This is a genomic window from Parablastomonas sp. CN1-191, from assembly GCF_049354825.1.
In the GTDB taxonomy this organism is placed as follows: domain Bacteria; phylum Pseudomonadota; class Alphaproteobacteria; order Sphingomonadales; family Sphingomonadaceae; genus Novosphingobium.
In genome coordinates, this window is sequence record NZ_CP186480.1 from 438,219 (window position 1) to 462,127 (window position 23,909).

Annotated in this window: 21 protein-coding genes and 1 tRNA gene; 18 read left to right on the forward strand and 4 right to left on the reverse strand. The window is 69.0% G+C overall.

What is annotated here, in order from left to right:
• The first annotated feature begins 18 nt into the window (after positions 1-18).
• The 7 genes from ACOYW6_RS02220 (at position 19) to trxA (ending at position 11,374) form a co-directional block, all read left to right on the forward strand.
• Positions 19-2,388: a PAS-domain containing protein gene (locus ACOYW6_RS02220; RefSeq protein WP_423142198.1), complete on the forward strand. Its 2,370-nt coding sequence runs from the start codon at positions 19-21 to the stop codon at positions 2,386-2,388.
• On the forward strand, positions 2,385-2,837 hold the full coding sequence (tsaE, locus tag ACOYW6_RS02225) for a tRNA (adenosine(37)-N6)-threonylcarbamoyltransferase complex ATPase subunit type 1 TsaE (protein ID WP_423142199.1): 453 nt from the start codon (positions 2,385-2,387) through the stop codon (positions 2,835-2,837). The genes ACOYW6_RS02220 and tsaE overlap by 4 nt, the downstream gene beginning before the upstream one ends.
• Positions 2,828-3,823 carry an aminoglycoside phosphotransferase family protein gene (locus ACOYW6_RS02230; protein WP_423142200.1) on the forward strand — a complete coding sequence of 332 codons (996 nt, stop codon included), beginning with the start codon at positions 2,828-2,830 and terminating at the stop codon, positions 3,821-3,823. The genes tsaE and ACOYW6_RS02230 overlap by 10 nt, the downstream gene beginning before the upstream one ends.
• Positions 3,811-4,542, forward strand: coding sequence for a nucleotidyltransferase family protein (locus ACOYW6_RS02235; protein WP_423142201.1), 732 nt, complete (start codon positions 3,811-3,813; stop codon positions 4,540-4,542). Before ACOYW6_RS02230 ends, ACOYW6_RS02235 begins: the two co-directional genes overlap by 13 nt.
• The gene (gene addB / locus ACOYW6_RS02240; protein ID WP_423142202.1) at positions 4,535-7,519 is read left to right on the forward strand and encodes a double-strand break repair protein AddB; all 2,985 of its coding nucleotides are present in this window, start codon (positions 4,535-4,537) and stop codon (positions 7,517-7,519) included. Before ACOYW6_RS02235 ends, addB begins: the two co-directional genes overlap by 8 nt.
• Complete coding sequence (gene addA, locus ACOYW6_RS02245; protein ID WP_423142203.1) at positions 7,516-10,974, forward strand: double-strand break repair helicase AddA; 3,459 nt, start codon at positions 7,516-7,518, stop codon at positions 10,972-10,974. The genes addB and addA overlap by 4 nt, the downstream gene beginning before the upstream one ends.
• A 79-nt stretch (positions 10,975-11,053) precedes the next feature.
• Entirely contained in the window at positions 11,054-11,374 is a 321-nt protein-coding gene (gene trxA / locus ACOYW6_RS02250; RefSeq protein ID WP_423142204.1) for a thioredoxin, read from the forward strand.
• On the opposite strand, the gene ACOYW6_RS02255 is transcribed toward trxA, so the two are convergent.
• From ACOYW6_RS02255 to ACOYW6_RS02265, 3 genes are read right to left on the reverse strand one after another with little or no spacing between them, the layout of a single operon-like run.
• Positions 11,371-12,135, reverse strand: coding sequence for an inositol monophosphatase family protein (locus tag ACOYW6_RS02255; protein ID WP_423143040.1), 765 nt, complete (start codon positions 12,133-12,135; stop codon positions 11,371-11,373). The two genes, trxA and ACOYW6_RS02255, sit on opposite strands and share 4 nt — an antisense overlap.
• A gap of 38 nt (positions 12,136-12,173) precedes the next feature.
• Complete coding sequence (gene argJ, locus ACOYW6_RS02260) at positions 12,174-13,400, reverse strand: bifunctional glutamate N-acetyltransferase/amino-acid acetyltransferase ArgJ (RefSeq protein ID WP_423142205.1); 1,227 nt, start codon at positions 13,398-13,400, stop codon at positions 12,174-12,176.
• Positions 13,401-13,443: 43 nt separating this feature from the next.
• A complete protein-coding gene (locus ACOYW6_RS02265; RefSeq protein ID WP_423142206.1) occupies positions 13,444-14,238 on the reverse strand; it encodes a TrmH family RNA methyltransferase in 795 nt (264 codons plus the stop codon).
• 168 nt (positions 14,239-14,406) lie between these two features.
• Here ACOYW6_RS02265 and ACOYW6_RS02270 point away from each other — a divergent pair.
• The 3 genes from ACOYW6_RS02270 to ACOYW6_RS02280 all read left to right on the forward strand — a co-directional run bounded on the left by ACOYW6_RS02270 (position 14,407) and on the right by ACOYW6_RS02280 (position 16,218).
• A tRNA-Tyr gene (locus ACOYW6_RS02270) sits at positions 14,407-14,492 on the forward strand.
• A gap of 167 nt (positions 14,493-14,659) precedes the next feature.
• A complete protein-coding gene (locus ACOYW6_RS02275) occupies positions 14,660-15,409 on the forward strand; it encodes a phosphatidylserine decarboxylase (protein WP_423142207.1) in 750 nt (249 codons plus the stop codon).
• 44 nt (positions 15,410-15,453) lie between these two features.
• Positions 15,454-16,218 carry a CDP-alcohol phosphatidyltransferase family protein gene (locus tag ACOYW6_RS02280; RefSeq protein WP_423143041.1) on the forward strand — a complete coding sequence of 255 codons (765 nt, stop codon included), beginning with the start codon at positions 15,454-15,456 and terminating at the stop codon, positions 16,216-16,218.
• On the opposite strand, the gene ACOYW6_RS02285 is transcribed toward ACOYW6_RS02280, so the two are convergent.
• Positions 16,142-16,402, reverse strand: a complete 261-nt coding sequence (locus tag ACOYW6_RS02285) for a hypothetical protein (protein ID WP_423142208.1) — start codon at positions 16,400-16,402, stop codon at positions 16,142-16,144. The two genes, ACOYW6_RS02280 and ACOYW6_RS02285, sit on opposite strands and share 77 nt — an antisense overlap.
• 373 nt (positions 16,403-16,775) lie before the next feature.
• Between ACOYW6_RS02285 and rpsB the strand changes: the two genes are divergently transcribed.
• The 8 genes from rpsB (at position 16,776) to rseP (ending at position 23,785) form a co-directional block, all read left to right on the forward strand.
• On the forward strand, positions 16,776-17,543 hold the full coding sequence (rpsB, locus tag ACOYW6_RS02290; RefSeq protein ID WP_423142209.1) for a 30S ribosomal protein S2: 768 nt from the start codon (positions 16,776-16,778) through the stop codon (positions 17,541-17,543).
• A 75-nt stretch (positions 17,544-17,618) separates the two neighbouring features.
• Complete coding sequence (gene tsf, locus ACOYW6_RS02295) at positions 17,619-18,545, forward strand: translation elongation factor Ts (RefSeq protein WP_423142210.1); 927 nt, start codon at positions 17,619-17,621, stop codon at positions 18,543-18,545.
• 230 nt (positions 18,546-18,775) lie between these two features.
• Positions 18,776-19,498, forward strand: a complete 723-nt coding sequence (gene pyrH, locus ACOYW6_RS02300) for a UMP kinase (protein ID WP_423142211.1) — start codon at positions 18,776-18,778, stop codon at positions 19,496-19,498.
• Positions 19,499-19,501: 3 nt separating this feature from the next.
• The gene (gene frr, locus ACOYW6_RS02305; protein ID WP_423142212.1) at positions 19,502-20,059 is read left to right on the forward strand and encodes a ribosome recycling factor; all 558 of its coding nucleotides are present in this window, start codon (positions 19,502-19,504) and stop codon (positions 20,057-20,059) included.
• 95 nt (positions 20,060-20,154) lie between these two features.
• Positions 20,155-20,799: a polyprenyl diphosphate synthase gene (uppS, locus tag ACOYW6_RS02310; protein ID WP_423143042.1), complete on the forward strand. Its 645-nt coding sequence runs from the start codon at positions 20,155-20,157 to the stop codon at positions 20,797-20,799.
• Positions 20,786-21,520: a phosphatidate cytidylyltransferase gene (locus tag ACOYW6_RS02315; protein ID WP_423142213.1), complete on the forward strand. Its 735-nt coding sequence runs from the start codon at positions 20,786-20,788 to the stop codon at positions 21,518-21,520. The genes uppS and ACOYW6_RS02315 overlap by 14 nt, the downstream gene beginning before the upstream one ends.
• Positions 21,517-22,677, forward strand: a complete 1,161-nt coding sequence (locus tag ACOYW6_RS02320) for a 1-deoxy-D-xylulose-5-phosphate reductoisomerase (RefSeq protein WP_423142214.1) — start codon at positions 21,517-21,519, stop codon at positions 22,675-22,677. The genes ACOYW6_RS02315 and ACOYW6_RS02320 overlap by 4 nt, the downstream gene beginning before the upstream one ends.
• A gap of 1 nt (position 22,678) precedes the next feature.
• Positions 22,679-23,785, forward strand: a complete 1,107-nt coding sequence (gene rseP / locus ACOYW6_RS02325) for an RIP metalloprotease RseP (RefSeq protein ID WP_423142215.1) — start codon at positions 22,679-22,681, stop codon at positions 23,783-23,785.
• Positions 23,786-23,909: the final 124 nt, after the last annotated feature.

The window sequence follows — 23,909 nt, forward strand, 5'->3', positions numbered from 1 at the left end:
GCATAGGCGGGGCGGAGGATGATCCTGTCACCCGTTACCCTGGCGCTGATCGGCCTGCTGCTGGCCGCCTGGACCGCTGCGGCCGCCGCCGCGGTCCTTACCGCGCGCTTGCGCCTGCGCCGCGCCGATGCCGCGCAGCGTAACGCCCGCCGTTTGGGCCGCATGGTCGAGGAAAGCCCCGCCTTGCCGCTGCTGGTGCGCGTCGACGGCCGGATCGAAGCTCCCCCCCGCCTGGCCGGCTGGCTCGGCCTCGACAGCGTGCCGCAATTCCTGTCCGAACTGGACGCCAGGGACGCGCCGGGCGGCGAACGCGGAATCGAGACCGCCCAGCTCGAGGCCTTATCGGAGGCCGTGCGCCGCACCCAGCGGACCGCGGCGCCATTTCGCCTCGTCGTCACGCCGCGCGGGTCCAGCCGCAGCCTGGCGCTGCGCGGCAACCTGGCCGATCCGACGCTTGCGGCCGGCGGCGCGGCAATGGTCTGGGTCTTCGACTTTTCCGATTCCGAGAGCGAGCTCGTCAAGCTGCGCGGTGACGCGGCGCGCGCGCGCAGCGATTTCGCCGCGCTGGTTGGCCTGATCGAGGCCGCGCCGATGCCGATGTGGTTCCGCGCACCGGACGGCGCACTGCAACTGGTCAACAGCGCCTATGTCGCCGCGGTGGCTGCGCAAAGCGCCGAGGACGTCGTCGCTGCCGGAACCGAGCTTATCGAGACTGTCGACGGGGAGACCGCCGCGCAGGTTGCCGGTCGCGCCTCGGCCGCGCGCGCGCCGGTCGAACGGGTGGTCGCCGCGACGATTGCCGGCCAGCGCCGCGCACTGCGCGTGACCGACCTGCCGCTGGGCGAGGAAGGCGTCGCCGGATACGCGGTCGACATCGAGGACATGGAAGAACTGGGCCGCGCGTTCCGGGCCTTTCGCGACGTCCAGCGGGCAATGCTCGATCACTTGTCAGCGGGCGTTGCCCAGTTCGACGGGCAGCACCGCCTGACGTTCGCCAACCGCCCGTTCCAGCGCCTGTTTTCGCTTGGCGCCGACACCATGAACGACCCGCCCCCGTTCGAGCGCTTGCTCGACCGCGCGCGCGACATGAAGCGCCTTCCCGAAGTGCGCGACTTTCCGCTGTGGCGCCGTGAACGGGCGGCGTGGTTCACCGCCAGCGAACTGGTCGAGGAGGCCTGGAGCCTGCCCGACGGGTCGCACTTGCGCGTGGTCGCGCTGCCGCTGCCGGACGCCGGACTGATCCTGATCGTGGAGGATCGCACCGAGCAACTGCGCCTGTCGGCGACGCGCGATACGCTTCTGCGCACCCGAACCGCGACGTTCGACAGCCTGTTCGAATCGATTGCCGTCTTCGCACCGGATGGGCGGCTGCAATTGTGGAACCGGCGCTTCGCTGCCGAGTGGAATCTCGAGGCCGAGTTTCTCGACGAGCATCCGCACATCGAGCAGTTGCTTCGCCGGATCGCGCCGCAGCTGTCCCAGCCGCAGCGGGTGCGCCTGATCGGCGACGCGGTGCGCGCCGCCACGCTCGATCGTCGCCAGACCGGCGGGCGCGCCGTACTGGCCAGCGGCCGGACGCTGGAGTTTGCGGGCGTGCCGTTGCCCGATGGCAACGGGCTGTTCACCGTGCTCGACATTACCGACAGCGAACGCGCCGCCGAAGGCCTGCGCGAACGCAATACCGCGCTGGTCGAGGCCGACGCGCTGAAGACCCGCTTCCTTGCCACCATGAGCTATGAATTCCGCACTCCGCTGACCTCGATCGGGGGCTACGCGGAACTGCTCGATGCCGGCCTCGGGGGCGAGTTGAGCGAACAGGGGCGTGACTATGTTGCCGCGATCCTGTCCTCGGTGGCGCGACTGGGCGAACAGATCGAAAGCGTGCTCGACTTGTCGCAAAGCGAAGCCGGGCTGCTGCCGCTGGCGCTTGAGCCCATCGATTTGATGCCGCTGATGACCCGCGTGGTGCAGGACCGGGCGGGCGCGCTCGACGCGGCAGGCGTGACCCTCGACCTGCGCGGAAATGAGCGAGGGGGCAGCGTCGAAGGCGATCCGCGCAGACTCGCGCGCGCACTGGGTCACATCGTCGACAACGCGATGGCCGCTTGCGGACCGGGCGGGCGTGTGCTGGTCGAATTGTCGCGGCGGCGGGCCAAAGGACGGGACATCGCGCGCATCGTCATTTCGGACAACGGCGTTGGCATGGATGCCGGCCAGGTCGCGCGCGCGATGGAAGGCATCCAGGTCACTGGCGACGGCCAGGCGGTAGAGCGGCGGCGCGGGCTCGGCCTGCCGCTCGCGCGCCGCCTGATCGAGGCGCACGGCGGCCTAATCGAACTGGTTTCAGAGCCAGGGCAGGGCACTGCGGTCATCGTGGAGCTGCCGTGACCGTCTTGGATCTGCCGGACCCGGCTGCGACCGCCGCGTTCGGCGCGGCCATCGCGGCGCGGCTGCGTGCGGGCGACGTTGTCGCGCTCGAGGGCGGGCTGGGCGCGGGCAAGACCACGCTTGCACGCGCAATCGTCTCGGCACTCGGCTACGCCAGCGAAGTGCCCTCGCCAACGTTCACGATCCTGGAAACCTACGACCCGCCGGCGGTGCGGCTGCCAGTCGTCCACGCCGACTTCTACCGCCTCGAGCATCCCGACGAGGCTGCCGAACTGGGTCTCGAAGACTATCGCGCCGGGGCTGCTCTGATTGCCGAGTGGCCGGATCACGCCGGCGGCTTCGCGCATGAGCCGGCCTGCCTTGTTATCGCGCTGGAAAATGCCGGAGCGGGGCGCAGGGCCATTGTGCATCCCGGTACCGATTGGCTAGGGCGCGGGCCATGGACGTGACCGCGCAAGCAGCCCTGCCCGAAGGCCTCGACGATTTTCTTGCCGGCGCGGGCTGGGGCGGCGCGCGGGTGGAGCCGCTGGCCGGCGATGCGTCGTTCCGGCGCTATTTCCGGGTCCACCGCGGGCGCGAATCGGCGATGCTGATGGATGCCCCGCCGCCGCACGAGGATCCGGGCCCGTTTCTGCGCGCGGCGCGCTGGCTGGACGGCAACGGCATGCGCGCGCCCCGCATCCTCGCCGATGACGCCCAGCGCGGCCTGGTGTTGATCGAGGACTTTGGTCAGGTCCGCATGCGCGAATACCTGGACGAATGGCCGGCCGACGAAACCGAGGTCTATGCTGCCGCGATCGACGCGCTTGCTGCCTTGCACAAGCTTCCGCCGGGGCCGTTCAGGGATTATTCGCTGGCGGAATACCAGCGCGAAGCCGCGCTGTTTACCGAGTGGTATTGCCCGGCACGCGCGCTGGAGGTCGATCAGGCCGGCTGGACGAAGGCCTGGCAGGACGTGCTTGCGCCGCTGCTGCCGCGCCAGAAGCCCGGTGTTACCGTGCTGCGCGATTATCATGCCGAGAACGTCATGTTGCTTGGCGCGCTGCATGAGCAGGGGCTGCTCGATTTCCAGGACGCGCTGGTCGGCCACCGTGCCTACGACCTGGTCTCGATGCTGCAGGATGCGCGCCGCGACGTTTCCCCTGAACTGGAGGCGGCGATGTTCGACCGCTATGCCGAAATGACCGGGCAGGGGCCCGATTTCCTGGCCGACTATGCTGTGCTGGGCGCGCAGCGCAATGCCAAGATCGTCGGCATCTTCGTGCGGCTGTGGCAACGCGACGGCAAGCCGCGCTATCTCGACTACATTCCGCGCGTGTGGGACTTGCTGGAGCGAGATCTTGCGCATCCGGCGCTGGGGCCGGTGGCGAACTGGTTCGCTGCCAACATTCCCCCGGTGCTGCGCCAGGCCGGCGGCGGAGAATGGCCAGCGTGAGCCTGCCCCCGCTGGCCTCGGATACCGCGATGGTCATGGCCGCGGGGCTGGGCAAGCGGATGCGCCCGTTGACCGCGACGATGCCAAAGCCGCTGGTTCGCGTGGCGGGCAAGCCCTTGATCGACCATTCGCTGGATCGCTTGGCCGAGGCGGGCGTCCAGCGCGCGATCGTCAACGTTCACTACCTGGCCGACGCGCTCGAAGCACACCTGGCCAAGCGGCAGGCGCCAGCCATCGCCATCTCGAACGAACGCGCGCTTCTGCTTGAAACCGGCGGCGGCATGGTGGCGGCCGAGGCGCTGCTGCCCGACCCGTTCTTCTGCATCAATTCGGACAACATCTGGCTTGACGGGCCGCGCAGTGCTTTTCACGAGCTGTCGGCCGCCTGGGACGCGGCGCGCATGGACGCGCTGCTGCTGGTTGTGCCGCACGCGCGGGCCTTCAATTACGAAGGCAAGGGCGATTTCCATCTCGATCCGCATGGCCGGGTTGGTCGCCGCAAGCACGGCCGCATCGCCCCTTTCATCTACACCGGCATCCAGCTGGTGGCCAAGCGCCTGCTGCGCGAAGCGCCGGAGGGGGCGTTTTCGACCAACCTGCTGTGGAGCCGCGCGATCGAGGAAGGGCGGCTCTACGGCGTCGCCCATCTCGGTGAATGGTTCGAAGTCGGCAGCCCGGCCATGATCGCGCCGACCGAGGCGCGCCTCGCCGGTGCCTGACCGCGCCGGGCCCGACGTTTACGCGATCGCGGCCCATCGCGGCTTTGCCGACGCGCTGGTGGCTGGGTTGGTGCCGCGTTACGCCGCGCCCGATCTTGGCCTCGCGCGGCTGACTTTGCTGCTGCCGAGCCAACGTGCCGCGCGGACGGTGACAGAGGCCTTCATCCGCCATTCGGGCGAAGGCCTGCTGCTCCCACGCATGGCGGTCGTGGGCGACCTCGATCTCGACGAGACGCTCGGGGCGCTGCTCGACCCGCTGGGCGCGGGCGAGGACTTGCCCCCCGCCGCAGATCCGACCCGGCGCTGGCTGCGCCTGGCGGCGATCCTGCGCGATCTGCGCGGGCCCGATCTTCCGGCACCTGCGCTGCTGCGCCAGGGCTACGACATCGGCCGCACGCTTGACCGTCTCCTTGTCGAGGGGATCGAACCGGCCGCGCTGCTCGATCCAGATGTCGTCGCAGTGGTCGGCGACCAGGCTGCGCACTGGCAGGAGGCGACCCGCATGTTCCTGACTGCCGTGGCGCATTGGCGCGCGGACCTGGGGGTGCGCGGCGAAATCGACGCGCCCGAACGCCGCAACCGCCTGTTCGACCGTGCGGCGCGGCGCTGGCGCGCTGCGCCGCCGGCGACCCCGATCGTCGCCGCCGGCGTCACCAGCGCCTCGCCCGCGTTGGCGCGGCTGCTCCGCGTAATCGCGGAGATGCCGCGCGGGGCGGTCATTCTGCCCGATCTCGACCTTGCGCTCGATGACGAAGTCTGGGACGCGCTCGGACAGGCGGGCATGCCCGAAGAGCCGGGCGGAGCGCCGTTCGGCGCGCATGACGCGGTCACCCACCCGCAATATCACCTCAAGCTTCTGCTCGGCCGGATGGGCGTGGCCCGCGCCGAGGTGCGGCCCTGGCACCGCGCCGGCATCACCGCTGCGCCCCCGGCCCGCAGCCGGGCGATCTCGAACCTGTTCCTGCCGCCGGCCGCCAGCGCGAGCTGGGTGAACCTCCCCGAAGACCAGCGCCGCCTTGCCGGCGTGCGGCTGATGGAGAGCGCCGATCCCGGAGAGCAGGCGCAGGCCATCGCGCTGTTGATCCGCGAGGCGCTGGAGCAGCCCGAACGGCGCGTCGCGCTGGTGACCCCCGACCGGGGGCTGGCCGGGCGCGTGGTCGCGCACCTGCAGCGCTGGGACATCGCCGCCGACGATACCGCCGGGCGTCCGTTGTCGCAAACCGCTGCGGGCCGCGTCCTGCTGCTGCTGGCGGAACTTGCCGCCGAGGGCGCGGCGCCCGTGCCGCTGCTTGCGCTGCTCGGCCATCCGCTGGTCATGCGCGGCGCCGGCCGCGCCGATTGGCTCGATAACGTTCGCCGGCTCGATCGCGCCTTGCGCGGTCCGCGTCCCACGCCGGGTGTCGATGCCATTGGCGTGTTGCTCGCCGACAGGCACGCCGATCTGCACGAATGGTGGCGCTCGGTTGCCCGGCTGCTGGCGCCGCTGCTCGAGCTGCCCGATGGCGCAGATCTCGACATGCGCCTTGACGCGCTGGTCTGCGCTGCCGGCGCGCTGTGCGGCGACGGGCTGTGGGATGTGGCGGACGGCCGCGCGCTTGCCGCGTTCATTGAGGACTTGCGCGGCGCCGCGCTTGCCAGCGCGCCGCCGCCGCTGACCGCGCGCGACCTGCCCCCGATCCTGCGCGAAGCGATGGACCGAATCGCAGTGCGCCCGCCGTGGGGCGGCCACCCGCGTATCGCTATCTACGGCCTGCTCGAAGCGCGGATGAGCCGCGCCGATCTTGTAATCTGCGCCGGCCTGCACGAAGGATCCTGGCCGGCCGCCCCTGCGCCCGAACCGCTCCTGCCGCCAGCGCTGCTGCGCCGCCTGGGCGTGCCGGGGGCGGATTTCCGCATCGGGCTTTCGGCGCATGATCTGGCCGGTGCACTGGGGGCACCCGAAGTCGTGCTCAGCTGGGCCCGCCGCGACGAAGCGGGGCCGGTGATACCCTCGCGGTTCGTGCTGCGCGTCGAGGCCATGCTGGGCGCCGAGCTGGCGCGCCGCCACGGGGATGAGCGTGCCGGGTTCCTCGCTCGCGCGATCGACCGCGCAAAGCCCGCGCCGGCCTATCCGCGCCCGCATCCGATGCCTGCGCCCTCCCAGCGCAGGGTGGCAATCTCTGCCACGCAGCTCGACCGGCTCCGCGGCGATCCCTACCAGTTCTACGCCGCCAAGATCCTGCGCCTGTCGCGGCTCGATCCGGTCGATGCCGAACCTAGCGCCGCGGAAAAGGGCACCGCCGCCCACAAGGTGCTGGAACGGTGGCAGCAAGATGGCGGCCATATCGAGCGGCTGGACCGTTTTGTCGATGCCGAACTGGCGCACTTTGCCGCGCACCCGCTGGTCGCCGCGCTGTGGCGACCCCGCCTGGAAGCGGGGCTGCGCTGGGTCGCGAAACGTATCGTCACCGCGCGTGAGGAGGGCAGGCTGGTCCTCGCGACTGAAGCGGCCGGCGCGATCGACGTGCGCGGGGTGACGATCACGGGCGTGGCCGACCGGATCGACCGCACCGCAGACGGGGGGCTGGCGATCGTCGACTACAAGACCGGCGCGCCGCCGTCGGCCCGCCAGGTCGAGCAGGGTTTCGCACTGCAACTTGGCACGCTCGGGCTGATTGCGCGCGCGGGCGGGTTCGGCACTATCGTCGGAGCGCCCGACACGTTCGAATACTGGTCGCTGGCGCGAGATGCCCGGCGCGGCGATTTCGGCTATGTGACCAGCCCGCTCAAGACCGGCGCAAAACGCTCCGGCATTGCCCCGGCGGACTTCCTGCCAGAGAGCGAGCGATACCTTCACGACGCGCTCGACCGGTGGATCCTCGGCGACGCGCCGTTTACCGCGCGGCTTAATCCCGATCTCAACGATTTCAACGATTTCGATCAGCTCATGCGGCTTGACGAATGGCTGTTCAACCTGTTGCCGGGGGATGCTGCATGAGCGTGCCGCGCCTCCAGGGAAGCCAGCTGGCAGCGGTCTCGCCGCAGGATACCGTTTGGCTGTCGGCGTCGGCTGGCACGGGCAAGACGCAGGTCCTGTCCTCCCGCGTGCTGCGGCTGCTGCTCCAGCCCGAAGTCGCGCCTTCCCAGATCCTCTGCCTGACCTTCACCAAGGCGGGCGCGACTGAGATGGCCGCGCGTATCAATGCGACCCTGGCCGAATGGGTGCGTCTTCCCGACGTGCAGCTGCATGAGCGGCTGGAAGCGATCGGCGCGCCGTCGGGTCCGGAAGCGCGCAGCCGCGCCCGCACGCTGTTCGCCGCGGTGCTCGATTGTCCGGGCGGCGGCCTGCGGATCGATACGATCCATGCCTTCGCCCAGTGGCTTCTGGCCGCGTTTCCGGAAGAGGCCGGCCTGACCCCCGGCACCCGCGCAATGGAAGACCGTGACCGCGCGCTATTGGCGCGCGAGGTCTTGGCGACGCTCGCCGTTGGTGCCGAAGATGCCGGCGACCGCGCGGTCGGCGATGCGCTAGCGATGCTGTCGCTGCGGATGGGCCCGGGCGAGGTCGAGGCCTTCCTGCTGCGCTGCGCCGCCGCGCGCGAGCTGTGGTTCGGCCCGGGCGCCTGGGTCCCGCCGCTGCGGCCGCGCGTCAACCGGCTGCTCGGACTAGAGGCCGACGCCGACCTGACCGGACTGGCCGACCTTTGCGGTGAACCGGGTTTCGACTGCGCCGCCCTCGACGAGTGCTTGCGCGTCTACCGGCAATGGTCGGCTGCCACCGGCCAGAAGGTCAGCGCGGCGATTGCCGCCTGGCTGGCCGGGCACCACGCACTGCGGCTCGACCAGCTTGACGAGCTGGCGGGCCACCTTTTCACCAAGGAAGGCGCGCCCAAGAACATCAAGTCGCTCGAAAAGATCGACCCCGACTACGAGGCGGCCGCGATGCGCGTTGCCACTTCGATCGCGGCGGTCCGCGAGCGGCGCACACTGCTGACGCTAGCCGCGTGGCTGGCTCCTTCGCTCGAACTCGGGCGCCGCTTCGCGCTCGCCTGGGACGAGGCCAAGGCGCGCGAGGGTCTGATCGACTTCGACGACCAGATCCGCAGCGCCGCGGCGCTGCTGTCCGATGTCGCGATGTCGGACTGGATTCGCTACAAGCTCGACCGCCGCTTCGACCACATCCTTGTGGACGAGGCACAGGACACCAACGCAGCGCAGTGGCGTATCATCGATGCTCTGACCGGAGACTTTTTCGCCGGCGCAGGCCAGCACGACGGCAAGCTGCGGACGCTGTTCGTCGTCGGTGACTACAAACAGGCGATCTTCCGTTTCCAGGGCACCAGCCCGGAAAACTTCGAAGCGGCGCGCTCCCGCGTGCAGCGCCAGATGCGCGCGGCGGTCGAAGGGGCGCGCGGCACCGATGTCGAGGCGCGCGACCTGCTCGAGCCGGAACTGGCGCGCTCGTTCCGGACCGCGCAGCCGGTGCTCGACTTTGTGGACGAAGCGATCGCGGCCATCACGCCCGCGGCGTTCGGCCTCCACCGCGCGCCCGAACCGCACCGCGGCGATGAGCGTCCCGGGCTGGTGACGTTATGGAAGCCGGTCGGAAGCGGTGACCGGGACGAGCCGGGCGACGAGCCGGGCGGGGATGAACCGGACGCGGGCGGCGGATTGCTGCCGCGCCCCGACCGCGAGATGGCCGACCGTATCGCGCGCCAGGTCAAGGACTGGCTGGAAGCTGGCTTCCCGCTTGCCAAGGGTACGCCGCGGCTGGCCGGGCCGGGCGATATCATGGTCCTGGTGCGCAAACGGCGCGAGTTGGCCGGGCTGATCGTGGCGCGGCTGCATGCTGCCGGGGTGCCGGTAGCGGGCGTCGACCGGCTTCGGCTCGGCGCGCCGCTCGCGGTGCGCGATTGCCTGGCGGCGCTGCGATTCGCCGCGCAGCCGCTCGACGACTTGACGCTCGCGTCGCTGCTTGTCAGCCCGCTGGTAGGCTGGACGCAGGAGCAACTCCTCGAACACGGTTACCGCGACAGGGGGCGGCTGTGGACGCACTTGCGGCAATCGCGCGAGCCGGTTGTCGCCGCGACCGTCGCGAAGCTTGGCGAGCTGCTTGCCAGGGCCGATTTCGACCCGCCCCACGCCCTGCTGCACTGGCTGCTGATCGGGCCGTGGCAAGGCCGCAAGGCATTGGTGGCGCGGCTTGGGCACGAGGCCAATGACCCGCTGGACGAACTGGTAAACGCAGCGCACGCGTTCGCCGCGGCGCAGACGCCGAGCCTGGTCGGGTTCCTGACCTGGTTCGACGCCGGCGCCGGCGAACTGAAGCGCGAGGCCGAAGGCGGCGGCGGGCGCGTTCGGGTCATGACGGTGCACGGCTCGAAGGGCCTGCAGGCGCCCATCGTCATTCTCGCCGACGCGGCGGGCAATCCGGCAGCGGGGCGCGGCGCCACGCTCGACCTGGCCGAGCCTGACGTGCCGGGTGTCGAGGAGGCGCTGAAAGTGCCGCTTCCGGGCCTGCGGCGCGAGGAACGCGCCGGTCGCATCGCGGCGGCCGAGGCGGCCGCGACCCTCGCCGAGGCGCAGGAGCACTGGCGCCTGCTCTACGTCGCGATGACCCGCGCCGAGGAAGCGCTGTTCGTCGGCGGCGCGCTCGGCCTGCGCGAGACCGAGCCGGCCGAGGATTCATGGTACGCCCGCCTGGCTGCGCTGTTCATGCCCGATGCGCTGCGCGAGGATCCGCTCTGGGGCTGGCGGATGGAGCACGGCCACCGCGCACCGCGGCCACCGGCGACCGCGAAAGGTGCGGCCGAACCCATTATCGAGGTGCCGGCCTGGGCCGCAAGCGTGCCACCGGCCGAGCCGCGCCCGCCGCGTCCGCTTGCGCCGTCGGCACTGGGGGAAGACATCGGCGCCGATCCGCCGCACCCGCCGGGCCCCGCCGCGGCCGAAGCGGCCCGGCGCGGTGTCCTTCTCCACCGCCTGTTCGAACGCCTGCCCGACATCGCCGCCGAGGCGCGCCGGAATGCTGCGCTGCGCTGGCTGGCGCGCAATGCCGCTGACCTAGACGTGGCCGCGCACGAGGCGATGGCGGCATCGGCCTGTGAGGTGCTGGGCAACCCCGACTGGGCCGCGCTGTTCGGTCCAGGTTCGTTCGCCGAAGTGCCGTTGGCGGCAACCGTCGGCGGGCAGGTCATCGCCGGCACGGTCGACCGCCTGGTCGTCTCGCCTGAGCGGGTTCGCATCGTCGACTACAAGACCGCGCGCCGCGTGCCTGCCGACGCCGGGGCCGTGCCGGGTGCGATTCTGCGCCAGATGGGCGCCTATGCCGCGGCGCTTGCGGCGATCTATCCCGATCGCAGGATCGAGGCGGCGCTTCTCTATACCGCAGCGCCACGCCTGATCGAAATCGATGCCGCGGCGCTGGCTGCCCACAAGCCGGGCTTGGCCTGAGGCGAGGAACGCTTGCGCGCATCGCTGGTTGCCATGAAGGACGGCGCACTTAAATGGGGTGCGAACGAGGAGATTTTCGATGCCGACCAAAGCCGTGACCGATGCCAGCTTCGCCGCCGATGTACTCGGTTCCGACAAGCCCGTGCTCGTCGACTTCTGGGCCGAGTGGTGCGGCCCCTGCAAGATGATCGGCCCGGCACTGGAAGAAATCGCCGAGGAACTGGCCGACAAGGTGACCATCGCCAAGATGGACATCATGGAAAACCAGGACATTCCCGGCCAGATCGGCGTCCAGTCGATTCCGCTGATGGTCCTGTTCAAGGACGGCAAGGCGGTGGCGCAAAAGCTGGGTGCCGCGCCCAAGAGCCAGCTCAAGGGCTGGCTCGAATCGGTCCTTTAAAGCCCTGATAGGCGTGCAGCGAGGTCGTCCCACAAGGCCGGGCTCGCCGCACCTATCAGGCCCTTTTCGCTTTGATCGGGCCGGTAGGCGCGCCCATCGGGACGGGCCACGCGGCCGCCGGCTTCGTTGACGAACAGCGCGCCGGCGGCGTGGTCCCATGGCAGCACGCGTTCGAATATCGAGACGTCATTTTCGCCCAGCACCAGCCGCGGATACTGTTCGGCCGCGCAGCGCGGTATGTCGACCGTGCGGTAATGCGGCATGACGGCCTGACGCATCGCCTCGCGCCGCGCCGGGTCCATGAACACCAGCGATATCGCCGCGACCGGGCTGGGCGCGCCGCTCGTCCGCGCGGCAAGCCGCTCGCCGTCGATGAAGGCGCCGGCGCCCAGCCCGGCGTGGCAAAGCCGTCCGTTCAGACAGTCCATGATCCAGCCGGCGCGCGTTTCGCCGCCTTCGACCAACGCGATCATCACCCCGAACGGCGGCTTGCCGGCGGTGAAATTGTTGGTGCCGTCGAGCGGATCGACGATCCAGGTCGTGCCGCTGGCGATCCCGCCCAGCAGCGTGGGATCGGCAAAGGCCGCTTCCTCGCCGACGACCTTCGCCCCCGGTATCAGCGCCAGCAGCCCTTCGGTCAGTATCGCTTCGGCCTCGGCATCGGCGATCGTGACGACGTCGTCGACCGCTTTCGATGTAACGTCCGCGGCGGACAGCGACTGGTAGCGCGGCAGGATCGCGGCCGCGTTGGCGCGCCGCATCAGCGCCTCGACCGCCTTGTGAAGGGCGGCGTCAACGGTCACGAGCGGTAGTCCGCGTTGATCGAAATGTAGCCATGGGTCAGGTCGCAGGTCCACACCGTCGCGCGGCCATCGCCAAGCCCGATGTCGACCGCGATGGCGATTTCGTCGCCCTGGAGGTGTGCGGCGACGGGGGCTTCGTCGTAGCCCTCGACCGGCTGTCCGTCGCGCGCGGTCCAGACCCCGCCGAAAGCGATCGCGAGCCGGTCCCGGTCGGCCGGCTCACCGGCCTTGCCGACCGCCATGACGACGCGGCCCCAGTTCGCGTCCTCGCCCGCGATGGCGGTCTTGACCAGCGGCGAGTTGGCGATCGAAAGCCCGATGCGCCGCGCGCTGTCGTCGCTGACCGCGCCGCTTACCGCGATCGTGACGAACTTGCGCGCGCCTTCGCCGTCGCGGACGACCAACTGCGCCAGTTGGCGGCAGACGTCGAGGAGGGCGGCGGCAAAGGCATCGGCACCCGGCGATTGCCACCCGCTCAACACCGTGTTGCCGGCGGCACCGGTCGCAAAGGCCAGCACCGTGTCGCTGGTCGAGGTATCGCTGTCGACCGTGATGCACGAGAATGTCGCGGTGTTGGCGGCCGACAGGACTTCTTGCAGAAAGCCTGGCTCGACCGCGGCGTCGGTGAAGATGTAGCCCAGCATCGTCGCCATGTCGGGCGCGATCATGCCGCTGCCTTTGATGATCGCGGACAGGGTCACGGTCGTCCCCCCGACGATCGCCGCAGCCGTGGCGCCCTTGGCGAAGGTGTCAGTCGTGCCGATGGTGTTGGCGGCCCGTTCCCACGAACAGGGCGCTGCGACCAGCGCGGCGGCAACGCCGGCCTTGGCCTTGTCGCTTGGCAGCGGCACGCCGATCACGCCGGTGGACGAAACGAAGACCTCGCCGCCGTCGCAGGCCAGGTGCGCGGCGACTTGCGCCATGATCGCCTCGACCGCTTCGCGCCCGCGGTAACCGGTGAAGGCGTTGGAATTGCCGGCATTGACGACCAGTGCGCGCGCTCGCCCGGCCTTGACCTGCTCGCGCCCCAGTTCGACCTCGCTCGAACAGCAGACGTTGCGCGTGAAAACGCCGGCGACCGCGGTCCCCGCCGCCAACTCGACATAAGTCAGGTCACAGCGGCCCCAGTCCTTGTACCCGGCGCGGGCGACGCGCGGGGTGACTCCGGAAATGGCAGGGAGCGCGGGGAAGGGGCGGGCGAGGGGGGAGGCTGCAGCGGTCATGGCGCGCGCGGCTTATGCTGCCGTGCGGACGCGAGCAAGGGTGTCAGCCGCGGCTGGCGACCGCGTAAAGCGCGATGGCTGCGGCGTTCGAGACGTTGAGGCTCTCGATCCCGGTGATGGGCAGGCGGGCCAGCGCATCGCAGTGCTGGGCGACGTTGTGGCGCAGCCCTTCGCCCTCGGCCCCGAGCACGAGCGCGACCGCGCCGGTCGGCATGGCATCCGAGAGGGCCAGGTCGGCTTCTCCGGCCATGCCGATACGCCAGTAGCCGGCTTCCTCGATCGATTCGAGCGCGCGGGCGAGGTTGACGACGCGCACCCACGGCACGGTTTCCAGCGCGCCCGACGCCGCCTTGGCCAGTGCGCCCGACTCGGGCGGAGCATGGCGATCCTGCGTGACGATGGCAGCGGCACCGAAAGCGGCAGCTGAGCGCAGGATGGCGCCGACGTTGTGCGGATCGGTCACCTGGTCGAGCACGACGATCGGATGGGCCGCTTCGCCGCTCAGCACATCTTCCAGGAAAACGTCGGGCAGGGGCAGGCATTCGAGGACAAGTCCCTGATGCGGCGCGTCCTTGGCGACCAGCCGGGCGAGGTCGAGCGGCTGGGCCCATTCGACCGGAAAACCGGCTGGCAACTCACCATCGAGCGTGGCGACCCCCTCGCGCGTGGCCCATAGCTTGCGATGTTCGCGCTCCGGGTTTTTGAGCGCGGCCTCGACCGCGTGGCGGCCCCAAAGGCGCACCGCGCCGCTGCTGGCTCGGCCCGACCCGCGTCCCCCCTGCATCCGTCCAGCGCGGCCGCGCAGTGCCCGCGAAGGTTTTTCGTCCCGGCGGCTCATGGCTCGATCGTTTCCATCGCGGCGCTAGTGCCAGCGCGCTCGGCGGCCTGCAAGCGCATCAGGCAAGGTTGACAGGGTGGGGTCGCTTCGGCATTGGCGCGCTTCCTCGGCCGGAAGACCCTTTTGCAAGGGACAAATCGGGCCAAGCCCGAACACCGGTGATGGTGTGGACAGGTGGCCGAGTGGTTAAAGGCAGCAGACTGTAAATCTGCCCGTGCAAGCGTACGCTGGTTCGAATCCAGCCCTGTCCACCACCCACCACCCGCCTCTAGCCGATATCTTTCCCACTGGTCCGAACGGGCGCCACGTCCGCCAAAGCATCGTTCGGGCGTCTGGCGCGTCCGAAAACCCTCCACAGCGCAATATAGGCCGGAACGCCCCCGGCCTTGCCGCGTTGGTTGGCAATTCCTAAGGGCGATCCATGGCGGGTGATCTAGTAGACAATCGAGGCAAGGGCGAAGCGCACTGGAGCTGGCCCAGCATCCATCCCGAAGGCCGCAAGTTCGCGCTCATCGCGGCGGCGCTGTCGGCCTTCTTCGCTTTCATGGCGTGGGAAACGCTCGCGTGGCCGATGGGCGGGCTGGTGCTGTGCATCCTCGCGTTCTTCCGCGATCCGCGCCGCGTGACGCCGCAGGGCGACAAGTTCGTCGTTGCCCCGGCCGACGGGCTGATCACGCTGATTCAGCAGGTTCCGCCCCCGCGCGAGCTTTCGGTCGAGGATGGCAGCGGCATTCCGGGACTGGGTACCGAGCCGGTCACGCGCATTTCGATCTTCATGTCGGTGTTCGATGTCCATATCAACCGCGCCCCCGTCGGCGGCACGGTTCGGCGCGTGGTCTACATTCCCGGCAAGTTCCTGAATGCCGACCTCGACAAGGCGAGCGAGGACAACGAGCGTCAGCATTTCTTGGTCGACCGGGGGGACGGTGTCTCGATCGGCTTTACCCAGATCGCCGGCTTGGTCGCGCGCCGCATCGTACCCTTCGTGAAGCCGGGCGACATCATCGCCGCGGGCCAGCGCGTCGGCCTGATCCGCTTCGGTAGCCGCGTCGACGTTTACTTGCCGGCGGGGACCGAGCCCAAAGTGCTGCTCGGCCAGAAGACGGTCGCAGGGGAAACCATTCTGGCTGAAGTCGGCCAGGCCCCGCTGATCGAGGGTGTGACCCAGTGAACGACCGCCCGCGCGGGCTTCCAGGCGGCCTGACGCTGCGGGCGATGGTCCCGAACGCGATTACCGCCGCTGCGATGTGCTTCGGGCTAACGGGCATCCGCTTTGCGGTGATGGGCCAGTTCGACAAGTCGGTGCTGGCAATTATCCTGGCCGGCGTGCTCGACGGGATCGACGGTCGCGTCGCGCGGCTGCTCAAGGCGCAATCGCGGTTCGGCGCGGAGCTCGACAGTCTGGCCGATAACGTCTCGTTCGGCGTGGCGCCCGCGCTGGTGCTTTTCATGTGGTCGCTGCAGGATTCGCCGCGTCTGGGCTGGTTCGCCGCCTTGGCCTACGCGATCGCCTGCACACTTCGGCTGGCGCGCTTCAATGCGCGGATCGACTTGCCAGATCAGCCACACAAATCTGCCGGATTCCTGACCGGAACTCCGGCTCCGGTCGGGGCGGGACTGGCGTTCCTGCCGATCTATATCTGGATCGCCACCGGCAGCGATCTGGCGCGCCATCCGCTTGTCGTCGGGATGTGGCTGGTGCTGGTTGCGGTGCTGATGATCTCAAGCGTGGCGACACTTTCGTGGACGTCGCTTCGCGTGCGGCGCTCGGCGCGGATGGTGGCGATCCTGCTGCTGGCGCTGGTCGCCGCCGCGCTGCTCCAGGAACCGTGGCTGACGCTGATCGCGATCTGCGCAGTCTACCTCGCGCTCGTGCCCGTGGGCATAGTCCGTTACGGCAGGGTCAAGCGGCAGCGCGCTGCGCGGGCTGCCGCGTCCAGCGGTACGTCGCCATACGAACCGGCATTACTACCACGTTGACGTCGCCGCGCAATGTGCGGTGTTCGATAACCCGGTAGTTGAAACCGCGCTCTTCGCCGGCAGCCGCCAGCGCGCGCCCGGCGGCGAGGGCGGGAGCGGCATAGCGGCAGATACCTTGCACGATCACCCCGGCGGCAAAAACCGCGGCGGCTACGAACAGGCTGGCGGTGAGAATGGCAATCATGGACCCGATCCCTCTTGCAGCGCGCCGGCGTTGGACCGGCTGGTACAGCGCTGTGGATTACCTGTGGAAAACCCCTACCGTGGGTAAGCGTTCCCGGTGATTCGCGGCGCTGAGCCATTTGTTCCCTTTTTGTTCTGAAACGTCAAGGCAGTTTACCGCCACACGGTGTCGGCCTGCGACGAATTGAGGGTGGATTTGCCGGCAGCGGGGCGCTAAGGGGCGCCCGCCGGGCGGTTTTGCGTCCGGCGTTTCACATGGCCTGCCGGGTATCAAATCCGGCAAATTCACATGGAAAGCGCCCATACCGGTGCTGTCAGGCGGGATCTCCGCCGGGTTCCAGCTTTCCAGAGGCTCAACCGGAAAGGAATTACTTATGGCGGCTCCTGTCGTCTCCATGCAGCAGCTTATCGAGGCCGGCGCGCACTTCGGCCACCAGACCCACCGCTGGAACCCGCGGATGAAGCCGTACATCTTCGGCGCCCGCAACGGCGTGCACATCCTCGACTTGTCGCAGACGGTGCCGCTGATGGCGCGCGCGCTCGATTTTATCGCCTCAACCGTGCAGGCGGGCGGCAAGGTCTTGTTCGTGGGTACCAAGCGCCAGGCGGCCGAGCCGATCGCCCAGGCCGCGCGCGCATCGGGCCAGCATTTCGTCAACCACCGCTGGCTGGGCGGCATGCTCACCAACTGGAAGACGATCTCGAATTCGATCAAGCGCTTCAAGAGCCTGGAAGAGCAGCTGGCGGGCGACACCGCCGGCCTGACCAAGAAGGAAGTCCTCCAGCTCACGCGTGAGCGTGACAAGCTCGAGATGAGCCTGGGCGGCATCCGCGACATGGGCGGCATTCCCGACGTGATGTTCGTGATCGACGCCAACAAGGAAGAGCTGGCGATCAAGGAAGCCAACGTCCTGGGTATCCCGGTCGTCGCGATCCTCGATTCGAACGTCTCTCCCGACGGCATCGCTTTCCCGATCCCGGCCAACGATGACGCCAGCCGCGCGATTCGCCTCTATTGCGACGCGGTCGCCGCGGCCGCCAAGAAGGGCAACCGCGAAGGCGTGATCGATTCGGGCGCCGACATCGGCGCCATGGCCGAGCCTATGGCCGAGGAAGCCGTCGAAGCGCCCACCGCGGCCTGATCGGCCCGGGGACCTGCTTTCGTGCCGGGCGTTCCGCCGCTCGGCACATCACTTGTTTTCAAGAGGATAGACGCAATGGCTTATACCGCCACTGACGTGAAGAACCTGCGTGAGCGCACCGGCGCCGGCATGATGGACTGCAAGAAGGCGCTCGACGAAAGCGGCGGCGACATGGAAGCCGCAGTCGACAGCCTGCGCGCCAAGGGGCTGGCCGCTGCCGCCAAGAAATCGAGCCGCACCGCGGCCGAGGGCTTGGTCGGCGTTGCCGTCGAAGGCACCAAGGGCGTTGCCGTCGAAGTCAATTCGGAGACCGACTTCGTCGCCAAGAACGACCAGTTCCAGGACTTCGTGCGCAAGACCACCGAGGTCGCGCTCAAGGCGTCGTCGGACGACGTCGAGGCGCTTAAGGGCGCGGCCTACCCGGGCGGTGGCACCGTTGCCGACACGCTGACCAACAACGTCGCCACCATCGGCGAGAACCAGCAGCTGCGCCGCATGAAGACCGTCTCGGTCGGTGACGGCGTGGTCGTGCCTTACGTGCACAACGCGGCGGCCCCCAACCTGGGCAAGATCGGCGTGCTGGTCGCGCTGGAAAGCACCGGCGACAAGGCCGCGCTCGAAGCGCTTGGCAAGCAGCTGGCTATGCATATCGCCGCCGCCTTCCCGCTGGCGCTTAATGCCGACGATCTCGATGCCGAGATGCTTGACCGCGAACGCAAGATCGCGGCCGAAAAGGCAGCGGAAAGCGGCAAGCCCGCCGAGGTTCAGGCCAAGATGGTCGACGGCGCGGTGGCAAAGTTCGCCAAGGAGAACGCGCTGCTCAGCCAGGTCTTCGTGATGGATAACAAGACGCCGGTTGCGCAGGTCGTTGCCGCTGCGGCCAAGGACGTCGGTGCGCCGGTTGCCCTCAAGGACTACGTCCGCTTCCAGCTGGGCGAAGGCATCGAGAAGGAAGAAAGCGACTTCGCCGCCGAAGTCGCTGCCGCCGCCGGCCTTAGCTGAGCCGCGGCGCCTTGCGCCTCAACGCGGGCCCGGTCGCACGGCGACCGGGCCCGTTTTGCTGTCCGGGTCCAGCCCCGCGGCATGGGACAAGGCCGGCGAAGGCGGCGCGGTGACGGCAACGCGCCGCCGTTTTGCGCGATATTGAAATGATCACCGGCCTTTACGCGGGCGCCGATGCGGCGCTAGAGACGCGCATCCCCGCTTCCCCATCAGACGGACCCTTTTTCGCAATGCAGCCGCCGGCCTACAAGCGCATCCTGCTCAAGCTGTCGGGCGAAGTCCTGATGGGCAGCCAGCAGTTCGGTATCGACCCGGGTTTCGTGACCGAGCTGGCGCGCGAAGTGAAGGCGGCGAAGGATACCGGCCTCGAGATCTGCCTGGTCATCGGCGGCGGCAACATCTTCCGCGGCATGGCCGGCGCGGCGCAAGGCATGGACCGCGCCCAGGCCGATTACATGGGCATGTTGGCCACGGTAATGAACGCGCTGGCAATGCAGAACGCGCTGGAACAGCTTGGCGTGCCGACGCGCGTCCAGTCAGCGATCGAGATGGACAAGGTCTGCGAGCCGGTGATCCGCCGCCGGGCCGAGCGCCATCTTGCCAAGGGCCGGGTGGTGATCTTCGCGGCAGGGGTCGGGGCGCCCTATTTCACGACCGATTCCGGCGCCGCGCTGCGCGCCGCGGAGATGAAGTGCGACGCGCTGTTCAAGGGCACCAGCGTCGATGGCGTATACGACAGCGATCCAAAGACTAATGCGGACGCAAAGCGTTTTGATACAATCGACTATGACACGGTCCTGGCAAAGAACCTGAAAGTTATGGATGCCAGTGCGGTGGCCCTGTGCCGGGACAACGGCATTCCCATCGTGGTGTTCTCTATCCGTGAGCAGGGCAACCTCGCTCGCGTCCTGGCCGGGACCAGCACGCAGACAATCGTGAAGAAGGAAGCCTGAAACATGGCCAAATATGACAAGGCCGACCTCGAGCGCCGGATGAAGGGCGCGATCGAGGCGCTCAGGGGTGATTTATCGGGCCTGCGCACGGGACGCGCCAACACCAGCCTGCTCGACCCGGTGATGGTCGAGGCCTATGGCAGTCACACGCCGCTGAACCAGGTTGCGACCGTATCGGCGCCCGAGCCGCGCATGCTGACCGTGCAGGTCTGGGACAAGTCCAATATCGGGCCGGTCGAAAAGGCGATCCGCTCGGCCGGCCTTGGCCTCAACCCGATCAACGATGGCAACACGCTGCGCCTGCCGATCCCCGACCTGACGGAGGAGCGGCGCAAGGAACTGGCCAAGTTGGCCCAGCAGTATGCCGAAAAGGCCCGCATCGCGATCCGTAACGTCCGCCGCGACGGGATGGACGCGCTCAAGGCCGACGAGAACAAGAAGGAAATCGGCGAGGACGAGCGCAAGCGCGGCGAGACCGAGGTGCAGAAGCTCACCGACGACATAATCAAGGAAGCCGACGCGGTCGCGCACCAGAAGGAACAGGAAATCCTCGGCAAGTGAGCCTGCGTGCGGCTCTCGGCAAAGGGGCCCAGGCGAAGCGGGTCGAGGCGGAAGCCGGGGGCGGCCTGCACGGCGTTCGTCACGTTGCCATCATCATGGACGGCAACGGACGCTGGGCCAAGGCGCGCCACTTGCCGCGCGCGGTTGGCCACCAGCGCGGGGTCGAGGCGGTACGCACGCTGGTGCGCGCGGCCCGCGAGCGCGGGCTGGAAGCGATGACGCTCTACGCCTTTTCGACCGAGAACTGGAACCGGCCGCAAGACGAAGTGGCGGCGCTGATGGGCCTGCTGCGGCATTACATCGCAGCCGACATCGAGGAGTTCGCGCAAAACGGCGTTCGCCTTCAAATTATCGGCGATTACAGCAAGTTGCCTGGCGATGTCGTCAAGATGCTTGAGGATGCTCTGGCCCGCACCGCGGGCAATACCGGTACCACACTGGCGGTCGCCCTCAATTACGGGTCGCAGGACGAGATCGTCCGTGCCGCCCGCGCCGCTGCCGCCGAAGGCGCGATTACTGCCGAGGCAATCGCCGCAAACCTGGACACAGCCGCGATGCCGCCGCTCGATCTGCTGATCCGCACCTCGGGCGAAGTGCGGCTGTCCAACTTCCTGCTGTGGCAGGCAGCCTACGCCGAACTGTGGTTCACCGACGTGCTGTGGCCCGATTTTACCCCGGCGCACCTCGACGAGGCGCTGGCCGCCTTCGCTCGGCGCGAGAGGCGTTATGGCGGACGCTGACGCCGCGCCGCCCGCAAAGGCGAAATCCGATCTCGGCACCCGCGTTCTCACCGCCGTCGTGCTGCTGGCCGCAGCGGGCGCGGCGCTGTATTTCGGCGGCTGGATCTGGGGGGTATTCGTTGCGGCGCTCGCCGCCGGGGCGCTGTTGGAATGGATGCGGATCGCGCGCGCGTTTTGCAGTTCGCAGGGGCGCCTCGCGCTGTGGACCGTGGGCGGCGCGATCTATGTCGCCATCGCCGCGGCGATGCTGATCTACCTGCGCGAACGCGGCTGGTACGGCCCTCTGCTGCCGATCCTGACCGTGATCGCCACCGATACCGGCGCCTATTTCTCTGGCCGCCGCTTCGGCGGGCCCAAGATCGCGCCGGCGATCAGCCCGTCGAAGACCTGGTCGGGGCTCATAGGCGGCATGACCGCGGCCGGGATCGTGACGGCTCTGTTCGCTTTTGCCCTGTCGACGATGGTGGCCGCGCTGGCACCGGCGCCGCCGCCCCTGACGCAGGGCCTGGGTGCCGCGGCGATCGGCTTCGTCATCGGCGCCTTTGCAGCTGTGGTCGCACAAGCCGGCGATTTCTTTGAAAGCTGGATGAAGCGTCGCGCCGGGGTGAAGGATTCGGGCAAGCTCCTGCCGGGCCACGGCGGCCTGCTGGATCGCGTCGACGGGCTGCTGGCGGTGTGCTTCGTGCTGGGCGTGCTGGCCATGCTGGGTCTGCGGCTGTGACGACCCGCCGGCGCATCTCGATCCTCGGTGCCACCGGCTCGATCGGAGCCTCGACTCTCGACCTCGTGCGCCGCTCGCCCGAGCGCTGGGAGGTAGCTGCGCTGACTGCCAATTGCCAGGCGGCCGAACTGGCGGCGCTGGCGCGCGAATTCGGCGCCGAGTTTGCCGCGGTCGGCGACGAAAGCTGTCTGCCGGCGCTGCGCGAGGCGCTGGCTGGTTCAGGCATCGCGACTGGCGGCGGGGCGTCCTCGCTGGTCGAAGCGGGCGAGCGTCCTGCCGACATCGTCGTTGCCGCCATAGTCGGCTGCGCCGGGCTTGCCCCGACGATGGCCGCGATCGCGCAGGGCCGGGCGGTCGCGCTGGCGAACAAGGAGGCGCTGGTATCGGCCGGGCCGGTCATGACGGCGGCGGTGGCGCGCCACGGCACCACGCTGCTGCCGGTCGATTCCGAGCACAACGCGATCTTCCAGTGCCTGGCCGGCAACGATCCTGCCGACGTGCGCGCCATCACTCTTACCGCCAGTGGGGGGCCGTTCCGGACCTGGAGCGCCGAGCAACTGGCGGCCGCAACGCCTGTACAAGCGGTTCAACATCCCAATTGGGACATGGGCGCCAAGATCAGTGTCGATTCGGCGACGATGTTCAACAAGGGCCTCGAACTGATCGAGGCGCATCACTTGTTCCCGGTCGGGCTGGAGAAACTGCGTATCGTCGTCCACCCGCAATCGGTCGTGCACTCGATGGTCGAGTACCGCGACGGGTCGACGCTGGCGCAGCTCGGCCCCTCGGACATGCGGGTGCCGATCGCCTCGGCGCTGGCATGGCCGGCCCGAATGGACACGCCGTGCGCGCCGCTCGACCTTGCGGCGCTTGGCACCCTGACGTTCGAGGCGCCCGACGAGATCCGCTTTCCGGCCACGAGACTTGCCCGCCAGGCGGCCGAAGCGGGCGGGGCGATGCCGGCCGTGCTGAACGCCGCCAACGAAGTCGCGGTGGCGGCCTTCCTGTCCGGTCAGATAGGGTTCACCCGCATTCCGGCAATCGTCGCCGAAGTGCTGGGGCGCTGCTCGCCCCCGGCGCCGGTATCGCTCAGCGATGTCGTCGCCGCCGATGCCGAGGCGCGCCGCGCCGCCCAGTCGATGATGGAACCTGCCTGACGTGCTGCCCAATCCCTCGATCCTGACCATGATCGGCGCCTTCGTGCTGCTGCTGGGCCCGCTGGTGGTCCTGCACGAGCTTGGCCATTACCTGGTGGGCCGCCTGTTCGGCGTGCGGGCCGATGCGTTTTCGGTCGGGTTCGGCAAGGAGCTGGCCGGTTTCACCGATCGCCGCGGCACCCGCTGGAAGCTGTCGCTGCTGCCGCTGGGGGGCTACGTGCAGTTCGCGGGCGACATGAACCCCGCCAGCGTTCCCGATCCCGCCAACCTCGAGCAGCCCGAGCCGGGTACCTTCCAGGCCGCCCGGCTGTGGCAGCGGGCGCTTATCGTGCTGGCCGGGCCGGTGATGAACCTGCTTGTCGCGGTGGCGATCTTCGCCTCGTTCAACATGATCTATGGCAAGCCCCTGGCCGAGCCGCTGATCGGCGAGGTCGCGGCCGGTTCGGCGGCGCAGGCGGCCGGGGTCAGGCCGGGCGACCGGGTCGTCGCGATCGACGGCGCTTCGATCACCCGCTGGGACGAGATCGCGCCGCGCATCGCGCTTTACCCGGGCCGCACGATCCGGCTGGACCTTCAGCGCGCCGGCGCGACGCTGGCGATCGACGCCAAGGTAGCCGACGTGGTCGAGCGTGACCGCTTCGGCAACGAGACGCACCGCGGCCTGCTGGGCATCGGGCCGGCCGACTTCCGCTATGTCCCGGTCGGCCCGGTCGAGGCGGCCGGACTGGGCGTGCGGCAATCGTTCGCGGTGATGGGCGTGATGGTGACCGGCCTGAAGCAGATCGTGGTCGGCGACCGCTCGGTCTCGGAGCTGGGCGGCCCGATCAAGATCGCCAAGTTCTCGGGCGAGCAGCTGGCGCTGGGATGGCCGGAATTCGTCGGCTTCGCGGCGCTGATCTCAATTAACTTGGCATTCATCAACCTGCTGCCAATTCCCGCCCTCGACGGCGGGCACCTGGCATTCTACGCGGCCGAGGCGGTCCGCCGGAAACCGCTGGGCGTGCGAAGTCAGGAATGGGCGTTCCGCACCGGCCTGGCCTTGGTCCTGGCGCTGATGCTGTTCGTTACGCTCAACGATCTCGCCGGGCTGCCGATCTTCGGCCGCTAGCAACGGGTAACGGGATCGCGGGGAAGGCCGACTTAGCTTGATTGGCCGCGCGCCATCGGGCAGAGGGCGGCATCTTTTTCGCGGGGACGCGGGAAGGGCGCCGATCGGCCCCGACTCCACTCCG